Origin of the sequence: Micromonospora sp. LH3U1, assembly GCF_028475105.1 — a bacterium.
Classification (GTDB): Bacteria; Actinomycetota; Actinomycetes; order Mycobacteriales; family Micromonosporaceae; genus Micromonospora.
Map to the genome: position 1 here is coordinate 2,506,860 of NZ_CP116936.1, position 21,504 is coordinate 2,528,363.

At 72.3% G+C, this 21,504-nt stretch carries 24 protein-coding genes; 12 read left to right on the plus strand and 12 right to left on the minus strand.

Features of this window, described 5'->3' with window-relative positions:
- Window positions 1–85 precede the first annotated feature (85 nt).
- Window positions 86–1,120, minus strand: a complete 1,035-nt coding sequence (locus PCA76_RS11385; protein ID WP_272617358.1) for a helix-turn-helix domain-containing protein — start codon at window positions 1,118–1,120, stop codon at window positions 86–88.
- Window positions 1,121–1,129: 9 nt separating this feature from the next.
- On the minus strand, window positions 1,130–1,891 hold the full coding sequence (locus PCA76_RS11390; RefSeq protein WP_272617360.1) for a TetR/AcrR family transcriptional regulator: 762 nt from the start codon (window positions 1,889–1,891) through the stop codon (window positions 1,130–1,132).
- 79 nt (window positions 1,892–1,970) lie between these two features.
- Here PCA76_RS11390 and PCA76_RS11395 point away from each other — a divergent pair, with 79 nt between their 5' ends.
- Complete coding sequence (locus PCA76_RS11395) at window positions 1,971–3,566, plus strand: MFS transporter (RefSeq protein ID WP_442930255.1); 1,596 nt, start codon at window positions 1,971–1,973, stop codon at window positions 3,564–3,566.
- On the opposite strand, the gene PCA76_RS11400 is transcribed toward PCA76_RS11395, so the two are convergent.
- The 4 genes from PCA76_RS11400 to PCA76_RS11415 all read right to left on the minus strand — a co-directional run bounded on the left by PCA76_RS11400 (window position 3,556) and on the right by PCA76_RS11415 (window position 7,030).
- Complete coding sequence (locus PCA76_RS11400; RefSeq protein WP_272617364.1) at window positions 3,556–4,059, minus strand: hypothetical protein; 504 nt, start codon at window positions 4,057–4,059, stop codon at window positions 3,556–3,558. The two genes, PCA76_RS11395 and PCA76_RS11400, sit on opposite strands and share 11 nt — an antisense overlap.
- Before the next feature lie 88 nt (window positions 4,060–4,147).
- Complete coding sequence (locus PCA76_RS11405; protein WP_272619316.1) at window positions 4,148–5,779, minus strand: RecQ family ATP-dependent DNA helicase; 1,632 nt, start codon at window positions 5,777–5,779, stop codon at window positions 4,148–4,150.
- A gap of 73 nt (window positions 5,780–5,852) precedes the next feature.
- Complete coding sequence (locus tag PCA76_RS11410) at window positions 5,853–6,803, minus strand: TIGR03557 family F420-dependent LLM class oxidoreductase (protein ID WP_272617366.1); 951 nt, start codon at window positions 6,801–6,803, stop codon at window positions 5,853–5,855.
- A 101-nt stretch (window positions 6,804–6,904) separates the two neighbouring features.
- The gene (locus PCA76_RS11415) at window positions 6,905–7,030 is read right to left on the minus strand and encodes a hypothetical protein (protein WP_255421242.1); all 126 of its coding nucleotides are present in this window, start codon (window positions 7,028–7,030) and stop codon (window positions 6,905–6,907) included.
- 216 nt (window positions 7,031–7,246) lie between these two features.
- Here PCA76_RS11415 and PCA76_RS11420 point away from each other — a divergent pair, with 216 nt between their 5' ends.
- Window positions 7,247–8,737, plus strand: a complete 1,491-nt coding sequence (locus PCA76_RS11420; protein WP_272617371.1) for a glycoside hydrolase family 3 protein — start codon at window positions 7,247–7,249, stop codon at window positions 8,735–8,737.
- A 51-nt stretch (window positions 8,738–8,788) separates the two neighbouring features.
- On the opposite strand, the gene PCA76_RS11425 is transcribed toward PCA76_RS11420, so the two are convergent.
- Window positions 8,789–9,076 carry a GNAT family N-acetyltransferase gene (locus tag PCA76_RS11425; protein WP_272617373.1) on the minus strand — a complete coding sequence of 96 codons (288 nt, stop codon included), beginning with the start codon at window positions 9,074–9,076 and terminating at the stop codon, window positions 8,789–8,791.
- Window positions 9,073–10,299 (minus strand): cysteine desulfurase-like protein, encoded by a 1,227-nt coding sequence (locus PCA76_RS11430; protein WP_272617376.1) that lies wholly within the window; start codon window positions 10,297–10,299, stop codon window positions 9,073–9,075. Before PCA76_RS11430 ends, PCA76_RS11425 begins: the two co-directional genes overlap by 4 nt.
- 95 nt (window positions 10,300–10,394) lie before the next feature.
- Between PCA76_RS11430 and PCA76_RS11435 the strand changes: the two genes are divergently transcribed.
- The 7 genes from PCA76_RS11435 to PCA76_RS11465 all read left to right on the plus strand — a co-directional run bounded on the left by PCA76_RS11435 (window position 10,395) and on the right by PCA76_RS11465 (window position 14,833).
- Window positions 10,395–10,760 (plus strand): hypothetical protein, encoded by a 366-nt coding sequence (locus PCA76_RS11435; RefSeq protein ID WP_442930219.1) that lies wholly within the window; start codon window positions 10,395–10,397, stop codon window positions 10,758–10,760.
- 59 nt (window positions 10,761–10,819) lie between these two features.
- Window positions 10,820–11,641, plus strand: a complete 822-nt coding sequence (locus tag PCA76_RS11440) for a DUF1206 domain-containing protein (RefSeq protein WP_272617378.1) — start codon at window positions 10,820–10,822, stop codon at window positions 11,639–11,641.
- A gap of 83 nt (window positions 11,642–11,724) precedes the next feature.
- Complete coding sequence (locus tag PCA76_RS11445) at window positions 11,725–12,912, plus strand: mechanosensitive ion channel family protein (RefSeq protein ID WP_272617380.1); 1,188 nt, start codon at window positions 11,725–11,727, stop codon at window positions 12,910–12,912.
- A gap of 321 nt (window positions 12,913–13,233) precedes the next feature.
- Entirely contained in the window at window positions 13,234–13,668 is a 435-nt protein-coding gene (locus tag PCA76_RS11450; protein ID WP_272617382.1) for a phage holin family protein, read from the plus strand.
- Window positions 13,665–14,072: a DUF3618 domain-containing protein gene (locus PCA76_RS11455; RefSeq protein WP_272617384.1), complete on the plus strand. Its 408-nt coding sequence runs from the start codon at window positions 13,665–13,667 to the stop codon at window positions 14,070–14,072. Before PCA76_RS11450 ends, PCA76_RS11455 begins: the two co-directional genes overlap by 4 nt.
- Window positions 14,069–14,341: a DUF4235 domain-containing protein gene (locus PCA76_RS11460; protein WP_099852132.1), complete on the plus strand. Its 273-nt coding sequence runs from the start codon at window positions 14,069–14,071 to the stop codon at window positions 14,339–14,341. The genes PCA76_RS11455 and PCA76_RS11460 overlap by 4 nt, the downstream gene beginning before the upstream one ends.
- A 288-nt stretch (window positions 14,342–14,629) precedes the next feature.
- Window positions 14,630–14,833 carry a cold-shock protein gene (locus PCA76_RS11465; RefSeq protein ID WP_030338233.1) on the plus strand — a complete coding sequence of 68 codons (204 nt, stop codon included), beginning with the start codon at window positions 14,630–14,632 and terminating at the stop codon, window positions 14,831–14,833.
- Between the two features lie 131 nt (window positions 14,834–14,964).
- Here the strand turns inward: PCA76_RS11465 and PCA76_RS11470 are convergent, their stop codons facing one another.
- Window positions 14,965–15,159, minus strand: coding sequence for a hypothetical protein (locus PCA76_RS11470; RefSeq protein WP_272617392.1), 195 nt, complete (start codon window positions 15,157–15,159; stop codon window positions 14,965–14,967).
- A gap of 88 nt (window positions 15,160–15,247) precedes the next feature.
- Window positions 15,248–16,231 carry an aldo/keto reductase gene (locus tag PCA76_RS11475; RefSeq protein ID WP_272617394.1) on the minus strand — a complete coding sequence of 328 codons (984 nt, stop codon included), beginning with the start codon at window positions 16,229–16,231 and terminating at the stop codon, window positions 15,248–15,250.
- A gap of 84 nt (window positions 16,232–16,315) precedes the next feature.
- On the opposite strand from PCA76_RS11475, the gene PCA76_RS11480 reads away from it, so the two are divergent.
- Both PCA76_RS11480 and PCA76_RS11485 read left to right on the plus strand, forming a co-directional pair.
- Window positions 16,316–17,110: a trans-aconitate 2-methyltransferase gene (locus tag PCA76_RS11480; protein WP_272617396.1), complete on the plus strand. Its 795-nt coding sequence runs from the start codon at window positions 16,316–16,318 to the stop codon at window positions 17,108–17,110.
- A complete protein-coding gene (locus PCA76_RS11485; protein ID WP_272617398.1) occupies window positions 17,107–18,129 on the plus strand; it encodes an adenosine deaminase in 1,023 nt (340 codons plus the stop codon). Before PCA76_RS11480 ends, PCA76_RS11485 begins: the two co-directional genes overlap by 4 nt.
- A 221-nt stretch (window positions 18,130–18,350) precedes the next feature.
- Here the strand turns inward: PCA76_RS11485 and PCA76_RS11490 are convergent, their stop codons facing one another.
- A complete protein-coding gene (locus PCA76_RS11490; RefSeq protein ID WP_272617400.1) occupies window positions 18,351–19,754 on the minus strand; it encodes a HAMP domain-containing sensor histidine kinase in 1,404 nt (467 codons plus the stop codon).
- Window positions 19,755–19,783: 29 nt separating this feature from the next.
- A complete protein-coding gene (locus PCA76_RS11495) occupies window positions 19,784–20,473 on the minus strand; it encodes a response regulator transcription factor (protein WP_030489108.1) in 690 nt (229 codons plus the stop codon).
- 73 nt (window positions 20,474–20,546) lie between these two features.
- Between PCA76_RS11495 and PCA76_RS11500 the strand changes: the two genes are divergently transcribed.
- Window positions 20,547–21,467 (plus strand): ADP-ribosylglycohydrolase family protein, encoded by a 921-nt coding sequence (locus PCA76_RS11500; RefSeq protein ID WP_272617404.1) that lies wholly within the window; start codon window positions 20,547–20,549, stop codon window positions 21,465–21,467.
- The last annotated feature ends 37 nt before the right edge of the window (window positions 21,468–21,504 follow it).

Sequence of the window (21,504 nt, forward strand, 5' to 3'; positions counted from 1 at the left end):
GCGAGCGCGGCGGGCGCCTCGCCACGGCCCCCGTTGGCGGCCCACCGTCGGCCCGCTGTGCGGGCGGCGGTCGGCCGCGTTGGTGTCAGTCTGCCGCCAATGAGTTGACCGTGGACGCCGCGCGGTTGACGATCCGCGCCGGATGCGAGCCGCCGTCGCGATGCTCCTGTGGGCTCATCCCGTACGCCGCCCGGAACACCCGGCTGAAATGGGCCTTGTCGGGAAACCCCCAGCGCGCCGCGATGGCTTGCGCGGGCTGGTTGCGCAGCGCCGGGTCGGACAGGTCGCGCCGGCATCGGGTCAGCCGCAGCTCCCGGATGTAGGACGCCACCGTGGTGTCCTCGGCTTCGAACAACCGGTGCAGCGACCGCACCGAGATGTGGTGTGCGTCGGCGAGGACCTGTGGGCTGAGCGCCGCCTCGCCGAGGTGCCGGTGGACGTACGCCTGCACCTGCGCGAGCAGTGCCCGGCGGCGGACCTCGGTGGGCACCGCGTCCTCGGCGACCAGGTGCCGGCCGAGCATGGTGGTGGCCAGGTCGAGTCCCACCGCGCCGAGTCGGCTGGCGTCGGCGGCGTGGTACTGCTCGGGATGCCCGGTCAGTTGCGTCAGGAACTGCGCCAACAGCGCGCCGACCCCCTCGCTGCCGGACATTCGGCCGCCGTAGAGCGCGGCCATCCGCTGTGGCGGCAGCGGCAGTGCGGCGTGCGGGATCATCGCGATGATCGAGCTGGCGTGGTCCCGCTCCGGATCGGTCGCCTGGTGGCCGACGTCGTGCGGCCGGGACGCGTCGTAGAAGGTGAACTCGCCGGAGCGGATCTCGCTGCGTCGGCCCTCCTGGCTGGACGTACCGACACCGCCCGTGGTGAGGGCGAGCATGTACAGCTCCGGGTCCGACTGGCGGATCAGCTTGGCGGTCCGGGTGGCGTCCAGCGACGGGTAGTGGTACTTGATCAGCTGGATTGGGCCGAGGTCGAGGAAGTCGGCCCGGGCGGCGAAGTCGTCGGCGTGCGCGGACTGGATCCGCATCGGCGCCGAGGTGCGCGCGACAAGGTCCAGCCACATCCCGAACCGCTCGCCCGGTGGCAGGATGGTGGTGTCGATGGTGTCCTTCAACAGCATCCGGCTCCCTCAACCCGCTCGGCGCTGGATCAGGGCCTCGACGCCGTCAAGGATCCGGTCCAGGCCGAAGATGAACTCGTCGTCGGGGTCGTCGTCCTGGTCGAGCACCCCGGAGGTCAGCACCCGGTGCAGCGCCGGGAAGCGGGCCGGGTCGATCAACCGGGCCACCATCCGACCGTATGCCGGCATCATCTCACCCGGCGCGACGCCGGCTGCCCGGCTGCCCTCGGCGATCTGTGACGTGAGGGTGGCCTCGTTGCGGGTGTAGCCGGTGATCAGTAGCAGCACCGACATCTTCTCGCCCTCGGCGAGCGCGGTGCCGTCGAGGCAGCGCAGCCCGTCCTCCATCCAGCCGAGCTGCTGCGGGGTGATGGGCGGGCCGGTGATCGGCACGTGCAGCAGCCAGGAGCGTTGCCGCAGCACGCCGTGCTCGGCCCAGGCCCACCGGGTCAGCCCGGCGCGCCAGTCGTCCTCTGGCGGGGGCGGACCGGGCGACGGGCCGTACCCGGTGTCCACCATGAGCATCAGCAGCTCGTCCTTCGAGCCGACGTAGCGGTAGAGGGCCATGGTGGCGGCGCCCAACTCCTTGGCCACCCGGCTCATCGAGACGGCCGCCAGCCCGTCGGCGTCGGCCACTCGGACGGCCGCGTCCACGATGGTGGGCACGCTCATCCCCGGCCTCGGGCCCTTGGGTGGCCGTTCCCGCAGCCCCCAGGCGCTCTCGATGGCCGGCGGGAGCACTGGCCCGCTGTCGTCTGTCTTCGCCGCCACTTTTTCCTCCTTGCCTCGACATCCTAGTTCTGCGTATGGTCTACGCATAACAGCGTACGCCATACGCAGAAAGGAATTGATCATGACGACGATGACCACCACACCGGCGCCACGGGCGGGCCGGCGGGAGTGGATCGGGTTCACGGTGCTGATGCTGCCGCTGCTCCTGGTCTCGATGGACGTGTCGGTGCTCTACTTCGCGGTCCCGTTCATCAGTGAGGAGTTGCGCCCCACCGGTGCCCAGCAGCTCTGGATCTTCGACATCTACGGCTTCGTGCTGGCCGGGCTGCTCATCACCATGGGCGCTCTGGGCGACCGGATCGGCCGACGCCGGCTCCTGCTGATCGGTGCCACCGCGTTCGGGGCGGCGTCGCTGCTGGCCGCGTACGCCGACAGCGCACCGACGCTGATCGCCGCACGCGCCGTGCTCGGCGTCGGTGGGGCCACCCTGATGCCGTCCACCCTTGCCCTGGTGCGCAACATGTTCCACGACGCCAAGCAGCGCGGCACCGCGATCGGCATCTGGACCGCCACGCTCACCGGCGGCATCGCGATCGGCCCGGTGCTCAGCGGCGTCCTGCTGGAGCACTTCTGGTGGGGCTCGATCTTCCTGATCAACATCCCGGCGATGCTGATGCTGCTCCTGCTCGCGCCGATCCTGGTGCCCGAGTTCCGCAACCCGGCGACCGGGCGGTTCGACCTGGTCAGTGCGGCGCTGTCTCTCGGCGCGCTGCTGCCGGTGATCTACGGCATCAAGGAGATGGCCCGCGACGGCCTCAGCCCGGTGCGGGTGCTCGCCATCGTCGCCGGCCTGCTGGTGGGCGCGCTGTTCCTGCACCGGCAGCGGACCCGGGCGTACCCGATGATCGATCTGGGGTTGTTCCGTCGCCGGGGCTTCGCCGGCTCCCTCGCGGTCAACCTGCTGGCGATGTTCGCGCTGGTCGGCTTCGCCATCTTCACCACCCAGCACCTCCAGTTGGTGCTCGGTCTGAGCCCGCTGCGGGCGGCACTGTGGAGCCTCGTGCCGTCGCTGGCGGTGGGCGGAATCGCGCCGGCCGCCGCCGCGCTCGCCCAGCGCGTCGAACGGGCGTACCTGATCGGTGCCGGCTTCGGGATCGCCGTGCTCGGCTTCGCGGTGCTGACCCAGGTCACACCGGAGACGTCGCTGTGGCTGCTGCTCGGCGGCGCCAGTGTCTACGCGGCTGGCCTGGTGATGGTCATGTCCCTCGTCACCGAGCTGGTCCTCGGCGCGGCGCCGCCCGAGCAGGCCGGCGTCGCGTCGGCGCTTACCGAATCCAGCAGTGAACTGGGCGGCGCGCTGGGAATGGCGATCCTCGGCAGCGTGGGCGCGGCGATCTACCGCCGCGAGATCCTCGACGGACTGCCGGCCGGGTTGCCGGCGGACACCGGTGCCGCGGCCCGGGAGACCCTGGGGGGTGCGCTCGCGGTGGCGCAGGGGCTGCCGGCGGATCTGGCCGACGCGGTGCTGCACGCCGCCCGGGTCGCGTTCACCGACGGGCTGCACCTCGCCGCGATCGCCGCCATGGTGGCGATGCTGCTGGGCGCGGTCACCGCGCTGGTCACGCTACGCGGCGTCCGGCCGGCCGACCCGGCGGCGCTGGCCGCCGAGCCGACCGGTCCGGCCGATGCGTCGTTGTCGTCCGTCAGTCGATGAGCACGTGTGCGAGGCGGTCGCGGAAGCGCCGCTCGGAGTCGCTGACGGACTCGCCGCCGATGCCCAGCAGCCCACCGCTGGACGCGGCGCCCACCACCTGCTCGGCGATCTTCACGAGCCAGTGCTTGTACGCCCCGGCCTCGCCCTCGTCGACCCGCGCGGCCAGCAACGCGGCGGCCTCGCCGGCCCGCAGCAGCACGTCGTCGATGTACGCCCGGGGGTCGGCGGGCGCGATGACCGGCAGCTCCTCGCCGGTGTCCGGGTCACCGACCCGGGTCACGATCTCGCCGGCCACGGCGGTGACCAGCGGGCTGGCCGACTCCCGGCCGGCACCGATGGTCTCCAGCCCGGCCGCGGTCTCCGCCATGGTCCGGCGGGTGCCGTCGGACTCGGCGGCGCTCGCCGCGGTCAGGACCGACTGCGGCAGGCCGACCAGCAACCCCCACTCCCCATCGGAGAAACCGAATCCGGTGTACGCCGGTTGCTCGATCACGGCAATGCCCCTTCCGCCCTGCTCTGCTTGGTCAATCGGTGCCCTGCTTGGTCGATCCACCGGGCCCCACGCCGGTGCCCGGGTCAGGCTAGTCCAGGGTCAGCAGGCCCTGTTCGGACACCACGCGCACCGACAGCGTCTTGTACCCGACCTCATCGAAGAGAACCGTCATCTTGTCCTCCTCGTACCCGAGCACCATGCCGTGCCCCCACTCCGGGTGACGCACCTGGCTGTGCACCGGGAACGGCCCGACCGCGCCCTGGTCGGCGACGCTGGTGCCGGCGTGGCAGTTGTCGCAGTGCCCGCAGACCTCGGTCATCTGCTCGCCGAAGTAGGCCAGCAGGGTCTGCCCCCGGCAGGCGCGGGTCTCGGCGAAGGCCCGCATCATGTCGGTGCGGGACCGGGTCACCGTCTGCTGCCGCTCCGCCTCGGCCAGTGCCGCCGCGGCGGCGTCCACCGGGTCGGGGGAGTAGCGGGGTGCGCTGATGCGCTGCCGGGCACGCGGCTCGGCCGCCCCGACCTGCTCCAGCAGGGAGAGGTACTGGCCCAGCTTGCGGGGCCCGAGGCCGGTGGTCTCACGCAGCTCGGTCTTGGTGGCCGGCTTGCGGCGCAGCAGCGCGGCCAGGTCCCGCAGCTCGTCGGAGTTGGGCAGGCCGCCGCTGAAGAACCGTTGCAGGCCCACGTCCTCGGCCTGCCAGAGCAGCAGCACCCGGGCCGGTTGTCCGTCGCGCCCGGCCCGGCCGATCTCCTGGAAGTAGCTGTCCGGCGAGTCGGGCAGCGCCATGTGCACCACCCAGGCGATGTTGGGCTTGTCGATGCCCATCCCGAACGCCGAGGTGGCCACCATGATCGGCACCTGGTCGGCGAGGAACGCCTCGTGCAGCTCGGTGCGCGCGCCGGCGGCCATTCCGCCGTGGTAGAACTGCGCCGGAAAGTCGGCGTCGGTCAACCGGGTAGCCAGCTCCTCGGCGGCGCGGCGGGTCGGCACGTAGATGATCCCCGGCCGCCCCTCGTCGCGCAGCAGCGTCATCAGGCGCCGCCACCGGTAGTCCTCGTCGGGGCAGTGCGCCACCTCGAGGAACAGGTTGGCCCGGTCCAGCCCGGAGACCACCACTTCCGGCTCGCGCAGCCGCAGTCGGGCGATGATGTCGTCGCGTACCGGCGGGGACGCGGTGGCGGTCAGCGCCACCACCGGCGGCCGGCCGATGCCCTCGATCAGGTGCCCGAGCGCCAGGTAGTCGGGGCGGAAGTCGTGCCCCCAGGCCGAGATGCAGTGCGCCTCGTCGATCGCCACCAGCGCCGGCTTCAGCGCGGCGACCTCCGCCATCCGGTCGGGGTTGCTCAGCTGCTCCGGGGTGATGAACAGGAACTCCGCCCGGCCCTCGCGGATCTCGGCGATCGCCTCGGCCTGCTGGGCGGCCGACTCGTTCGAGCTGATCCGCACCGCCCGCAGCTCCGGGCGCTGACGCTCGTTGAGGGCCGCGATCTGGTCCTGCTGGAGAGCCAGCAGCGGGGAGATCACCACGGTGGGGCCGGGGATCAGACTGGCCGGGATCTGGTAGATGGCCGACTTGCCGGCGCCCGTGGGCAGCACTACCAGGGCGTCACGTCGCTTCATCACCGCGCGCATGGCGGCCAGCTGGTTGGGCCGCAGTGCCTTCCAGCCGAAGAGGCTCCGGGCCGCGCGGCGCAACGTCATCGAATGCGTGGACAGTTTCATCGAGAGCCGGAGGTACCCGACCCCATGACCGCCGAAACTCATTCGGAAGATCATGGGGTCGTCGGTGCGGGGCTCAGCGCAGGCGGGGCAGGACCTCGCGCTGGTAGAGGTCGAACAGGCCCTGGTAGTGCGGGCCGGTGTTGGCCACGTAGACCTCGTCGAAGCCGGCCTTGGCGTACTGGTCGATCATCGCCAGGTGTGCGTCGGGGCTGTTGCCGCAGACGAACGCGTCCTTCAGCATCTCCGGCTTGACCAGCTCGGCGGCCTGCTCGAAGTGCCGCGGTGAGGGAAGCACCTGGGACAGCTCACCCGGCACCCCCGCGTTGGGCCAGCGCTCGTACGCGATGCGCAGGCCCTCGTCCTCGCTGTCCGCGTACGCCGCCTTGAAGCCGGCCTGACAGGGCTTGTCGCCGCCGCCGTTCTCGCGGAAGCGCCGGACCATCTCGCCGTCGGGCATGGTGCTCACGTAGCCGTCGCCGATCCGGGCGGCCAGGTCGATGGACTTCGGTCCGAAGCCGGAGACGTAGATCGGCGGGGGAGTGTCGGGCAGCGTGTAGATCCGGGCGTGCTCGACGGTGTAGTGCTTGCCGTGGTGGTTGACGAAGCCGCCGCCCCACAGCTCGCGCAGCACCTCGACGGCCTCCTCCAGCATCTCCAGCCGGACGTCGGTCTGCGGCCAGGCGTCGCCGAAGATGTGCTCGTTGAGCGCCTCGCCGCTGCCGACGCCGAGCACGAACCGTCCGCCGTGCAGCACGGCGCTCGTCGCCGCCGCCTGTGCGATCACGGCCGGGTGGATCCGCATCGTCGGGCAGGTCACCGCGGTGGTCACCGGCAGCGAACAGACCTGGCTGAGCGCGCCGATCATCGACCAGACGAAGGGGCTCTGGCCCTGTGCGTCCACCCAGGGGTGGTAGTGGTCGGAGATCCACAGCGCCTCGAAGCCGGCCCGTTCCGCACCGCGTGCCTGCTCCAGCAGCTCGGCTGGGGTGAACTCCTCACTGGACAGGAAGTAACCGATCTTCATTGTTTCCCCCTCGGCACGCGGAACCTGCTGATGGGGAGAGCCGTACCCCGGCCGCCGCCGGCCACACCCCGGCTCGCCGGGTCCCGGTCGGCGGGTGGCGCTCAGCGCCGACCGAACATCGCCCGGATCGCGGCGAGCAGCAGCAGGGCGCCGACCACCAGGCCGAGCAGGCGTACGCCGGGGATGTCGGCCGGGCTCGTCGCGTCGGCCAGCAGGGCGGGGTCCATCCCCGCACTCTCCCGGGATGCGGGCCACCGGGCAACTGTAAGGTTTATTGACTATTGAATCTCCCGATGTGACCATGGCAGGACCGCCTGCCGGTGGCGGTGCGCCGAGGGCGCGCGAGAGATGGGGTACGGGGGCCGCATGAGCGAGCGCAACCAGCGGGTCGACGGGGGCGCACCGACGCCGATGATGGACATCAACAACTGTGCGAGGGCGGCGTGACCACGCCCAGCGGGCACCTTCCGGCGCTCGCCGCCGCCGTCCTGCAACCCGGGTTCGTCGGCACCACCCCGCCACCGTGGGTGTGCCGCTGGCTCGGTGAGGGCCTCGGCTCGGTGGTGCTCTTCGCCCGCAACGTCGTCGACTCCACGCAGGTGGCGGCGCTCACCGCCACGCTGCGCGCCGAGCGGCCGGACGTCATCGTGGCGATCGACGAGGAGGCCGGAGACGTCACCCGGCTCGAGTCGGTCCACGGCAGCTCCCGGCCCGGCAACCTCGCCCTCGGCGCGGTCGACGACCCCGAGCTGACCGAGGCGGTCGCCCGAGACCTCGGCGTCGAGCTGGCCGCGGCGGGAGTCACCCTCAACTACGCCCCGGACGCCGACGTCAACTCCAACGCGGAGAACCCGGTGATCGGCGTCCGCTCGTTCGGTGCCGACCCGGCGCTGGTCGCGAGGCACACCGCCGCCTGGGTCCGCGGCCTCCAGGCCGGTGGCGTCGCGGCCTGCGCCAAGCACTTCCCCGGGCACGGCGACACCCGCGTCGACTCACACCACGACCTGCCCCAGATCACCGCCGACCGGGACCGGCTGGACGCCTGCGAGCTGGCCCCGTTCCGGGCCGCCGTGTCCGCCGGGGTGCAGGCCGTGATGACCGGTCACCTGCTGGTGCCCGCGCTCGACCCGCACCTGCCGGCCACGCTGAGCCAGCGCATCCTCGGTGGGCTGCTCCGCGACGAGATGGGCTTCTCCGGCGTGGTGGTGACCGACGCGATGGAGATGCGCGCCGTCGCCGACCGGTACGGCTTCGCCGGGGCGACGGTCCGCGCCCTCGCCGCCGGAGCCGACGCGATCTGCATCGGCGGCGAACGGGCCGACGAGCAGGCGGCCCGCGAGCTGCGCGACGCCATCGTGGCCGCGGTCGTCTCCGGTGAGCTGCCCGAGGAACGCCTCGCCGAGGCGGCCAAGCGCGTCGGTCAACTCGCCGCCTGGACGGTGGCCGCCCGCACCGCCGGGTCGGCCGGAGCGCGCGGTGCGACCGACGTCGGTCTGGTCGCCGCCCGCCGGGCCGTCCGGGTCACCACCGCCCGGACCGCGACGGTCGCGTTGCCGCTGACCCGCGCGGCGCACGTCGTCGAGTTCGAGCCGCCCCGCAACATCGCCATCGGCGCGGAGACCCCGTGGGGCATCGGCGCGCCGCTGGGCGAGCTGCTGCCCGGCACGAGCACGGTCCGCTACGCCGAACCCGACGTGCCGGCCGACCCCGGCGCCGGGGCGGGCGCTCGCCCACTGGTCCTGGTGGTCCGCGACCTGCACCGGCACGACTGGATGCGCGCCGCCGTGCAACGCGCGTTGGCCGTCCGGCCGGACGCGGTCGTGGTCGAGCTGGGCGTGCCCGAGCTGGTCACCGGGGCGGTGCACCTGGCCACCCACGGCGCCACCCGGGCCAGTGGGTGGGCCGCCGCCGAGGTGCTGGCCGGCGACCGCTGAGCTGACCGGCTGGCGCTGTTCGACCGGCTGGCGCTGTTCGACCGGCTGGCGCTACGCGAGGTCGGCGACCAGGTCCGCGTACTCGGGGTGCTTGTCGATGAACGCGGCCATGAAGGGGCACTGCGGCACCACCTTGGTGCCGCGAGCGCGGACCTGGTCCAGGGTGCCCCGGATCAGCGTGCCGCCCACGCCCTTGCCCTGGAAGCTCCGGTCCACCTCGGTGTGGGTGAAGACCAGGACCTCCCCGCGCGGCAGGTACGCCGTGAAGCCGGCCAGCGCGTCGTCGACCAGGATCTCGAAGCGGTGCTTTGCCGGGTTGTCCTCGACCAGGGTGCTCATCCGGCCATTCTCCCCGCGGCGTCGGTCAGCGCGTCCAGTTCGCCGAGCAACCGGTCCACCTCGTCGACGGTGTTGTAGTGGTAGATGCTGGCCCGCACCGCGCCACCGCTGTCGCGCAGACCCATCATCTGGAAGTACTCGTAGGCGTAGTAGTCACCGACGGAGAGGCAGAACCCGGCGGCGCCCAACGCCTCCTGGGTGGCCGCTGGTGACATCCCGGCGACCCGGAACGACACCGTCGGGCAGCGCCGGGCCGGCGAGCCGTAGACGGTGATCGCGGACCGCTCCGCGAACCCGGCGAGCAGCCGGTCCAGCAGTGCCTCCTCGTGCGCCTGGGCGGCGGCCAGCCCGGCGCGCAACCGCGCCCGCCGGTCCCCGACCGCGTCCGGGTCCAGCCCCGCCAGGTGATCCACCGCGGCGGTCACACCGGCCAGCAGCGGGAAGCTCGGGGTGCCGTACTCGAACCGCTCCGGCACCCCGTCGGAGGAGGGCACCAGCTTCGCCGGGCGCAGCGCCGCCCACCGGGCCGGGTCGGCCACCATCGCCGCCAGGTGTGGCCCGGACCACTTGTACGCGCTGGTGACCAGCACGTCGGCGCCGAGCGAGGCCAGGTCGGTCGGCCCGTGCGGCACCGAGTGCACCCCGTCGACGCAGACCAGAGCGCCGACGGTGTGAGCGGTCTTGGCGATCGCCGCCACGTCCGGCATCGTGCCGATGGCGTTGCTGCCGGCGGTCACCGCGACCAGCCGCGTCCGCTCACCGACCAGGTCCGCGTACTGGGCTGCGGGCAACTCACCGGTGTGCCGGTCCACCTCGGCCCAGCGCACCGTCGCGCCAGCCGCCTCGGCCGCCTGCACCCACGGTCGCACGTTCGCGTCGTGGTCGAGCCGGGAGACCACCACCTCGTCGCCCGGGCGCCAGCTCGCGCCGAGCGTGCGGGCCAGGGTGTACGTCAGCGCGGTGGCACTCGGGCCCAGCACCACCCCGTCCGGGTCGGCGTCCAGCAGGTCGGCCACCGCCGAGCGGGCCTCGGCCACCATCTCCAACGACCGGCGACCCGGTACGAAGGCGGCGCTGCGGTTGCCGACCGCCGTACGCATGGCATCGGTGACCGCGTCGATCACACCGGCCGCGGTCTGGGTGCCCCCGGCCCCATCGAAGTGGACGAAGCCCTCGGTCAGGGCGGGATAGGCAGCCCGGGTGCGGGCGATGTCGAACGGCATGTCCCGGACCCTAGCCGGTGCTCCCCGTGCCTGGTCGGCCGGCGGTGGATCACCGTTCGGCCGGACCGTCGCCGACGTCTCGTACTCTTGGTGAGGTGACGAACCGACCCGCCACCATGCCCATTCCCCCCATTCGCCGCGCCGCCGGTCTGTTCGCCGGTCTGGCACTCGGCCTCGCCGTGCTCGCCGGTTGCAGTTCCCAGGGCGCCTCCACCGACTGCGGGCTGGACGCCTGCACGGTCACCTTCGAGCGGGGTGTCGACGCGAGCGCCACCATCCTGGGCGTCGAGGCCAAGCTGGTCGGCGCTGAGGGTGACCAGGTGACCGTCGAGGTCGCCGGCGAGCAGCTCAGCCTCACCACCGGCCAACAGGCCGCCGAGGCCGGAGGCTTCGGAGTCACCCTGGACAGCGTGACCGACCAGCAGGTCAAGATTCGCGTATCGCGCAACCCGGGCAACTGACCTGGGCGGGCGGCGGTGGCCGACGTTTGGGAATCTTCCGAATCGGAGATTGTGACGCCATGTCACTCACCCGTAGCGCCGAAGCCACCGCCTCCCGAACGGCGGACAGCCGGTGGCTGGAACTCCTCGCCCGGGCCGGCTTCATCGGCTACGGCATCGTCCACCTCCTCTTCGCCTGGTTGGCGTTGCAGATCGCGTTCGGCACGTCGTCCGACGACGGCGACCAGTCCGGCGCGCTGCGTACCCTCTCCGAACAACCGCTGGGTAAGTTCCTGGTCATCGCCACCGCGGTCGGTCTGCTCGCGATGGCGATCTGGCAGGCGCTGGAGGCGGCGGTCGGGCACCGCGCCGAGCGGGGCAAGGAGCGGGTCGTCGAGCGGCTCGCCTCGGCCGGCCGGACTGTCGTCTACCTCTACTTCGCCTGGACCGCCTTCAAGGTCTTCAAGGACGTCGGGTCGAACAGCGCCGACCAGCAGGAGGCGTTGACCGGCAAGCTGATGACCTCCAGCGGGGGTCGCTGGCTGGTCGGCCTGGCCGGGCTGGTGCTCGCCGGCATCGGCGTCGGCCTGGTCATCTACGGCATCCTCAAGAAGTTCGAGAAGCACCTGAAGACCGGCGAGATGAGCCCGAAGACCCGCAAGCTGGCCCGCCGCCTCGGCACCGCCGGATACACCGCCAAGGGCGTCGCGTACGGCATCTCCGGTCTGCTGGTCATCGTGGCGGCGGTGAACTACGACCCGAAGAAGGCCCGTGGTCTGGACGCCGCGCTGCACACGCTGCGCGAGCAGTCGTACGGCACGTTCCTGCTGACCCTGGTGGCCCTCGGCATCGCCGCCTTCGGCCTCTACTGCTTCCTCCAGTCCCGGTACCGCAAGGTCTGAGCTGGTCGATTCCGGGGACGTCGGGCACTCTTGGGCTTTTGCCCGGAGTGCCCGACGTCTGGTCGAAGGGAAGCACCGAAGCCGTGCAGAGCTATCTCGAAACGGCCGTCGTCGCGCTCGTCGCGGCGGCGGTCGCCCTGTTCCTGGTCGAGGTCGTCCACCGGCTGACCCGGCGGTTCGGCCGCCGGTCGCAGCTGTTGACCGAGCTGACCGATCACGCGCACCGCCCGTTCCAGGTCGCCGGCACGGTCGTCGCCGTGCAGTTCGCCGTCCGCCTCAGCACCGGGTACGCGGTCGGTGAGAGCTGGCGGCAGTTGCTGCTGCACCTGCTCGTCCTCGGCGTCATCGCCACCACCGCCTGGCTGGTCGCCTCCCTGCTGGTCGTCGTGGAGGACACCGCGCTGGCCCGGTTCCGGGTCGACGTGCCGGACAATCGGCACGCCCGGCGGGTACGGACCCAGGTGGTGATGCTGCGCCGACTGACCATCGCGGTGATCGTCATCCTGACCGTCGGGGTCATGCTGATGACGTTCCCGAGCGTGCGTGGCATCGGCGCCGGGGTGCTGACCTCGGCCGGTGTGGTCGGTGTGGTGGCCGCGCTCGCCGCGCAGAGCCTGCTCGGCAACGTCTTCGCCGGCCTCCAACTCGCCTTCAGCGACGCCGTCCGGCTCGACGACGTGGTCGTCGTCGAGGGGGAGTGGGGTCGGATCGAGGAGCTGACCCTCAGCTACGTCGTCGTGCAGATCTGGGACGACCGGCGGTTGATCCTGCCCACCTCGTACTTCACCAGCAAACCGTTCCAGAACTGGACCCGGACCGAGGCGGCGGTGCTCGGCACCGCCGAGTTCGACGTGGACTGGGCGGTGCCGGTGCAGACCATGCGCGAGGAGCTGCGCCGCCTCGTCGAGGGCACCGAGCTGTGGGACGGGCGGGTCTGCGTCCTGCAGGTCACCGACGCCACCGGCGGGACGGTCCGGGTGCGGGCGCTGGTCAGCGCCGCCGACGCGGGCAGACTGTGGGACCTGCGCTGCCTGGTCCGGGAGCACCTGGTCGCCTGGATTCGGGACAACCGCCCGACCGCGATGCCCCGGATGCGTACCGAGCTGGGCGATGCCAGCAGCAACCTGCCCTGGCAGTGGGTGCAGCCGAGGCGGCCGGCCCGTCGCGCAACCGACACGGAGGCCGCCGACGACGCGCGCGTCTTCGGGGGCAGCGACGACGGCGACGCCCGCAGCGAAGCCTTCGTAGGCCCCGAAGAAACCCGCCCCTAACCCGCCCCCATCACCCCCTCCCACCCCACCCCCACCCCACCTCCCACCCCCTCCAGCCCCAGGTGATCAAGAGGTTTCGGTCACCCGCGCCGGGTTTCTTGACCGAAACCTCTTGATCACGCGCATCGGGCGGGCGGGGGGTCCGTTGCGGGAGGTTTGGTCGGGCTTGGGTGGGGGATGTGCTGCCGGACGTCTCTGGCGCGATCGGGCGTTGGCGGCGCGCCGTCCGGTCAACGGGGACGGTGAGCTGCTTCGCGCGTTTTAGGATTGACGGGCGGCGACTCCGGGCATACAGCGCGGTGATGAGGAAAGGAGGACAGCATGGCTGACGTGGCGAACGCCCGCACATCCCAGAACGGGAGCGAGCCCTCCACCGCCGAGCTGGTGCAGCGAGCCACCGAGCAGGTCTCCCGCCTCGTACGGGACGAACTGGCGCTGGCCCGGGCGGAGTTGACCCAGAAGGGCAAGCACGCCGGAATCGGAATCGGCCTGTTCGGCGGCGGCGGAGCGCTGGCGTTCTACGGCCTGGGAGCGCTGGTCGTCACGGCGATCCTGCTGCTCGACCTGGTGCTGCCCGCCTGGGCCGCCGCGCTGATCGTGGCGGTGGCGCTCTTCCTGCTGGCCGGCATCCTCGCCCTGGTGGGCAAGAAGCAGGTCAGCCGTGCGGTCCCACCGGTGCCGGCGGCCACGGTCCGGAGCCTCCGGGCCGACGTGGACACCGTCACCGCCGCGGTGAAGGACAGGGGACGGTCATGACGGGCAACGGGACCGGCGACACGGAGGCGCTCCGCGAGGAGATCCGTCGCACCCGCGTCGAGTTGGGCGAGACGATGGAGGCGTTGGCCGCCAAGGCCGACGTCAAGGCGCGCCTGAAGGAGTCCGCCGGGCAGGCCAAGGAGCGGATGCGCGAGCAGGCGGCGCAGACCGTCGCACGGGTCCGCGGGCAGGCCGCGCGTGGCGCCGGAATGGCGCGCGCGCAGGCGTACGAGGCGGGCGAGTTGGTGCGCGCGCAGGCGCACGAGACCGGCGGGCTGGTGCGCGCGCAGGCGCACGACAAGAGCGAGTTGGTGCGACGCAATCCGGTGCCGTGGGCGACGATCGCCGCGGGTGCGGTGGTCGCCGTGGTGGTGCTGATGATCGTTCGGGGGAGGCGTAGGTGAGCAAGAGCATCGGCAGGGTCGCGTACCGGCCGGTCGGCGTGTTGTTGGGTATCGCCGCGGGCACGGTGGCTGGCGCGATCTTCCGGCAGGTCTGGAAGGTCACCGCGGGCGACGGTGAGGCGCCCAACGCGATCGACGAGGATCGCGGCTGGGGCGAGATCCTGGCCGCCGCGGCGTTGCAGGGGGCGATCTTCGCGGTTGTCCGGGCTGCCGTGGACCGGGGCGGCGCGGTCGGTGTCCGCCGGATGACCGGCAGCTGGCCGGACTGACCGCACAGCGACTTCAGCCCCCTTTCCGCATCGATGGGAAGGGGGCTTTCGCATGGCATCGGACGCCGCCCAGTGGGCCTGAGGCATCCGTCAGGTCACATGTCGGAGAAATTCGTCGGAGAGGTCGTGACAGACTTTTTGCGTCCGTGATTTGCTGGTCCCCGCTGTTGCGAGATGGCGTGGGTTGAGAGAAGTCTCCTTCGTGGGGCCGCCTCAGGCGCCGCTGCTCGAAAACGGCCGATCGGCCGCACGGCGTGCACGGCCACCAGTTTTTAGAGGGAGATACACATGGCTCAGGGAACCGTGAAGTGGTTCAACGCTGACAAGGGCTTCGGCTTCATCACCGTCGATGGTGGGGGTGCTGACGTGTTCGTCCACTTCTCGGCCATCCAGACCAGCGGCTACCGCTCGCTGGAGGAGAACCAGCGGGTGGAGTTCGAGATCGCTCAGGGTCAGAAGGGCCCGCAGGCTGAGCAGGTCCGTCCCATCTGAGTACGATGGCCGGCCCCCGCCGGCCAGTGGGACGATCCGGCCAGGGGTCGTTGTGAAGCCCCGCATCCCGAGAGGGATGCGGGGCTTTCCACGTTTCCGGGCCGGGTCGGGACCCACAGTGGACCGACTGGTCAGCGTCGGCGGCGTGCACGCAGGCCGAGCCAGAGCACCACCAGCCCGGCCAGCGCCACGAGCGGACCGAGCACCGCCCAGATCTTATCGTCGGTCATCACGCTGCCGCTGACGTAGCCGAGGCCCTGGACCGTCCACACCGCACCGATCACGACGGCCAGCAGGCCGAGGGTGAGCGAAAGCCAACCCCTCATCGCGTCCCCTCTCCGCCGCCCGGGGCGGCGCGCCGCCCTCCAGCATCGCCGGCCGGGCAGCGCCACGCGAGCACCCCGGGTGCGCGGGTCACCACCGGTCGTGCACCTGCGGGCGGATCAGCTCGTCGTAGATCTCCCGTACGGCGGCCAACTGGCCGTCGCTGAGCGGCGACAGGGCCGCCGTGGCGGCGTTGCGCCGGGCCTGGTCAGCATCGCGGGCGCCGGGGATGACGACGGTGACGCCCGGCTGGTCCAACACCCAGCGCAGCGCGAACTGCGCCATCGTGCGGTCCTCGTCGACCAGCGGAGCCAACCGGCGTACGGCGGCCAGGCCCCGCTCGAAGTCGACCCCGGAGAACGTCTCCCCGACGTCGAAGGCCGCGCCGTGCCGGTTGAAGTTGCGGTGGTCGTCGGCGGGGAACTCGGTGTGCTCGTCGTACCGGCCGGAGAGCAGGCCGCTGGCCAGCGGCACCCGGGCGATGATGCCGACGCCGGCCGCCGCGGCGGCCGGCAGGACACGCTCCAGCGGCTTGTGGCGGACCGCGTTGAGGATGATCTGGACGCTCGCCACCCCCGGTCGGGCGATCGCGGTGAGGGCCTGATCGCAGGTCTCGACGCTGACGCCGTACCCGGCGATGGCCTTCTCGGCGACGAGGGTGTCCAGGCCGTCGAAGACCTCGTCGGAGGAGAAGACGGCGGTGGGCGGGCAGTGCAACTGGACCAGGTCCAGCGTGTCCATACCCAGGTTGGCCCGGGACCGGTCGGTCCACTGCCGGAAGTTGGCCAGGGTGTACGCCTCCGGCTGCTGCTCGACGCGGCGGCCCATCTTGGTGGCGACGGTCAGCCCGGCGTCGGGTCGGGAGCGCAGGAAGCGGCCGATGAGTTGTTCGCTGCGGCCGTCGCCGTACACGTCGGCGGTGTCGAGGAAGGTGACCCCGGAGTCCACGGCGGCGGCGAGCACGGCCATCGCGTCGGCCTCGCTGACGGTGCCCCAGTCCGCGCCGAGTTGCCAGGCGCCCAGGCCGACCGCTCCGACGGTCCGGCCGAGCCGGTTGAAGCTGCGCTGTTCCATGCCCCGAGCCTAGTGATCGGGTTGTCACCCTGCCAGGCGAGCCGTACCTTGAAACAAGACGGACGTACGGTTTGGGAGGCTGTGATGTGGGACCCGACGACCTACCTGCACTTCGGCGACGAGCGGTCCCGGCCGTTCCACGACCTCGTCGCGCGGATCCCCGCCGCGCGGCCCCGGGCCGTGGTCGACCTCGGCTGCGGCCCCGGCCAGCTCACCGCCACCCTCGCCCAGCGCTGGCCGACCAGCCGGGTGCTCGGCCTGGACTCCTCACCCGAGATGATCGACCGGGCCGCCGCCCTCGGCGCTCCAGTCGACTTCGCGGTCGCCGACCTGCGCGACTGGCATCCGACCGGTGACGAGGACGTGGTGGTCAGCACCGCCGCGCTCCAGTGGGTGCCGGGCCACCAGGAGCTGCTGCGCCGCTGGGCCGGCGAGCTGCCCGCCGGGGCGTGGCTGGCCATGCAGGTCCCCGGCAACTTCGCCGCCGGATCGCACCGCGCCCTGCGCGAGGTCGCCGACCAGCCGGCCTGGCGCGCCGAGGTCGCCCCGCTACTGCGCGCGGACCCGGTCGACGACCCGGCCGACTATGCGGCGCTGCTGACCGCCGCCGGCTGCGCGGTGGACGCCTGGGAGACTACCTACGTGCACCTGCTGCCGGCTCGGCCCGCCGCCGAGCACCCGGTGCTGGCCTGGATGGAGGGCACGGCGCTGCGCCCGGTCCGGGCCGCACTGGACGCCGCCGGCTGGTCCGCCTTCCGGGCCGAGCTGGGGGTACGCCTCACCGCCGAGTACCCGGTGCGGCAGGGTCAGGTGTACTTCCCGTTCCGCCGCGTCTTCGTCGTCGCCCGCACCGGCGACCGTGCCCAGGAGAACCCGTGACCGACCTGCCCACCTTCATCGCCGGCCTGCCCAAGGTGGAGCTGCACGTGCACCACGTCGGCTCCGCCTCGCCCCGGATCGTCGCCGAGCTGGCCGCCCGCCACGAGGGACGCACCCCCGTGCCGGCCGACCCGGAGACGCTCGCCACCTACTTCGAGTTCCGCGACTTCGCGCACTTCATCGAGGTCTACCTGAGCGTGGTGGACCTCATCCGCGACCCGGAGGACGTCTGGATCCTCACCCACGAGGTGGCCCGGGAGCTGGCCCGCCAACAGGTCCGGTACGCGGAGCTGACCATCACCCCGTACTCGCACGTTCGGCGGGGCATCCCCGCGCCGGCGTTCTGTGAGGCGATCGAGGACGCCCGCAGGCGTGCCCTGGCCGACTTCGGCATCGAACTGCGCTGGTGCTTCGACATCCCCGGTGAGGCTGGCCTGCCGGCAGCCGAGGAGACGCTGCGCATCGCCGTGGAGGAGCGCCCGGACGGGTTGATCAGCTTCGGTCTGGGCGGCCCGGAGATCGGCGTACCCCGGCCGCAGTTCCGGCCCTACTTCGACCAGGCCCGCGCCGCCGGTCTGCGCTCGGTGCCGCACGCCGGGGAGACCACCGGCCCGCAGACGATCTGGGACGCGCTGAACGAGCTGGGCGCCGAGCGGATCGGGCACGGCATCTCCGCCGCCCAGGACCCGGAGCTGCTCGCGTACCTGGCCGAGCGGCAGATCGGGATGGAGGTCTGCCCGACGTCGAACGTACGGACCCGGGCGGTGGCCTCCATCGACGAGCACCCGCTGCCCCGACTGGTCGAGGCCGGGCTGCTGGTCACCATCAACTCCGACGACCCGCCGATGTTCGGCACGACCCTCAACGACGAGTACGCGGTCGCGGCCCGTCTGCTCGGGGCCGGCCCCGAGGGCCTGGCCGGGTTGGCCCGCAACGCGGTGACCGCGTCCTTCCTCGACCCCGCCGGCAAGCAGCGGATCACGGCCGAGATCGACGCCTACCTCGCCACCGCCGGCTGAGCCGATCGGTGAGCAGGGCGCGCGGCGGGAGCGTGGGTGTGGGGGGACCTGAGACTCCCGCCGCGCGCGCGGCTCCACCGGCCGGGGGTGCGTGGTGCGCTCGACCGGTGGAACTGGTGGGTTCGTGCTCTGATCCTGTCAGTCCGTGGCCGATCCAACGCGGTCGTTAACCGCGATCTAAGGAAGACTTGCGCCGGCGCACAGCCCGGGGTCGGCCCGGGTCAGTCGTCGGTGGGGCGCTGGCGCGGCCAGCGACGTCCGCTGGTCTTCGTGTCCCGTGCGTCGCGTGCCATCCGGCCGACCAGACCGAAGCGACTGACCTGCCGGGGCGTCGCCTCCGGGTCGGCGAGCAGCATCACCACGCTGGCCCCGCCCAGCCGGGCGCGGTCGATGCTCACCGAGCCGTTGGCCTGCAACGCCACCCGCTTGGCGATGTCCAGGCCGAGCCCTGTCGAACCCTGGTCGCTGGTCCCCCGGCGCAGGGCCCGGTCCGGGTTGGCGATGCCGGGACCGGCGTCGTCGATCCGGATCGCCACGTAACCGTCGCGCCGGGACACGGCGACCTCGAACGCGGTGCCCTGCGGGGTGTAGCGGAAGACGTTGCCGATCACCGCGTCCAGCGCGGCGGCCAACTCGGCGCGCGGCACCGGCGCCGGGATGCGCAGCTGGGCGCCGTTCACCCGGTGCGGCCGGTTCTGGTCGCCGGCCAGCGCGGCCCAGAACACCATCCGGTCACGGACCACTTCGCTGACGTCGCACATCGCCGGTCCGGCCTCGTGGGCCACCGCCTTGCGGGTGGTCTTGATGAGCACGTCGATCTCACCCTCCAGGGTGACGATCGCCTGCCGGATCCGCCGGATGCCGCGGAGCCGGTCCAGCTCGGCCGGGCTGAACGAACCCACGCTGGTGTCGTCGGACTCCAACGCCTCCGCGTCCAACCGCAGCACCGTCAACGGGGTACGCAGACGGTGCGACAGGTCGGCCACCAACTCCCGCTCGTCGGTGCGGGCCGCGTCCAGCCGGTCGGCCATCCGGTTGAAGGCGTACCCGGCCTCGGCCAGCTCGCGGGGACCGGTCGGCTCGATGCGTACGCCCACGTCGCCGTCGCCGATGGAGAGCGCGGCCTTGACCAGACCCCGGGTCGAGTCCACCGCGCGGGCGGCGACCCGGTCGACCACCAGCACCGCCGCGCCCGCCATCGCCGCGCCGACCGCGAACAGCAGCAGCCAGGTGCCGCCAGCACCCTCGCCCAGCGTCGAATCCGGGAGGAACACCTCGACCACGGCAGTCCGGTCACCGAGGACGACCGGGTCGAGCCGAACCACTCCGCCGTCGACGTCGACGACCATCGACCGTCGGTCGGCACGAGCCCGGTCCAGGTCGCTGTCGCTGGCCCGACCTGCGGATTCGTCCAGCCCCAGCCCGTGCACCACCGGTCGGGTCGGTGCACCCTCGGCGCTGGCGACCACGGCACGCTCGACGACCACCGGGTCGGTGCTCACCGCCAGTGCGCCGGTCACCAGCGCGCTGCGCCTGGCCGCGTCGGCGATCGCCTTGTCCCGGCTCTGCTCACGCAGGCTGAGCCCGAGCGGAATCAGGAACGCGAGCGCGACGAGACTGCACATGCCGGCCGTGAGCAGGGCCAGCGCTGTCCTCAGTCCGGTGCCACCAGCCGGAACCCGACCCCCCGCACGGTGCGCAGGTAGCGCGGCTTCGCCGCGGACTCGCCCATCTTTCTGCGGAGCCAGTACAGGTGAACGTCGATGGTCTGATCCTCGCCGACCGATGGCTGCCGCCATACCTCCTCCAAAAGTTCCCGGCGGGACACTACCCGCCCGGGTCGCGCGGCGAGATACGCCAGCAGGTCGAATTCCTTGCGGGTCAGCGCCAGCGGCTCCCCGTCGAGCTGGGCGCTGCGCTCGCCCACGTCCACCCGTAGCCCGCCGACGCTGTGCACCGCGGGCTGCACCGTCCGGCTGGCCCGGCCGGCCCGACGCAGCACGGTGGTGATCCGCGCGTCCAGGTGCGCCCCGGTGAACGGCTTGACCATGTAGTCGTCGGCGCCCGCGCGTAGCAGTTTGACCACCGACTGCTCGTCGTCCCGGGCGGTGGCGATGATGATCGGGACGTCGGTGATGCCGCGCAGCATCCGCAGCGCGTCCGAGCCGTCCAGGTCGGGCAGACCGAGGTCGAGGACCACCAGGTCGGGTGTCTCCGCGGCGACCCGACGCAGGGCATCCAACGCCGTACCCACGGCGTGCACGGCATGCCCCCGGTCGGTGAGGGACCGCAGCATCGCGCCGCGTACGACGTGATCGTCTTCGACCAGGAGCACGGAGGCCACGACAAGACCGTACTTGGCCTGGCAAGTCGATCGCGTTGCGACGTGCCTGGCAAGCGGGCAAGCTGGTACGACGATGTCGTTCACCCTGTTCGCCGATGCCCGCCTGGCGCTCGCCCGGGACAGCCTCGCCGGCCTCTCCACCGGCGACGCGCTCGGCGCGCAGTATTTCCTGTCCGGGTCGCCGCCTGCGGATCTCGACGTGGACGCACTGCCACCGGCGCCGTGGGAGTGGACCGACGACACCGAGATGGCCTGCTCGGTCCTCGCCGAGCTGGCCGACTCCGGCGGCATCGACCGGGACCGGCTGGCCCTGGCCTTCGCCGAGCGTTGCGCCCCACGCCGGGGGTACGGCACCGGCGCGATGCTGATCCTGCGGCTGATCCGCACCGGCACCCCGTGGCCGCTGGCCGCCGCGTCGGCCTTTGACGGTCAGGGCTCGTGCGGCAATGGTGCGGCGATGCGGGTCGGCCCGTTGGGCGCGTACTTCGCCGACTCGACCGCGCGTGCCGCGGCCCAGGCCCACGCCTCAGCCGAGGTGACGCACGCGCACCCAGAGGGGATCGCGGGTGCTGTCGCGGTGGCTGTCGCCGCCGCGCTGGCCGCCCAGGCCCGCCTCGACGGGCACCGGCCGGCCCCGGAGCGGCTGCTCGCCGGGATCGCCGCGGCGCTCGATTCGGGCACCGAGGTACACCGAGGCGTGAGCCGGGCGGCCGGGCTGCTCGGTCGGCCGCTGCCCCGGGTGGTGGCGGCGCTCGGCAACGGCTCCCGGGTGACCGCCCAGGACACCGTCGGGTTCACCCTCTGGGTGGCGGCAACCCACCTCGACGACTATCCGGCGGCGATCCGGACGTGCGTGCAGGCCGGCGGGGACGTGGACACCACGGCCGCCATCGTCGGGGCGGTGGTGGCGGCGTACACCGGCGTCGGCACCGCCGGGGGCGTGCCCGAGTCGTGGCTGGCCGCCCGCGAGCCGCTACCGACCTGGCTGCCCTGACCACCCGGCCTGCCCGGCCTGCCCGGCCTGCCCGGCC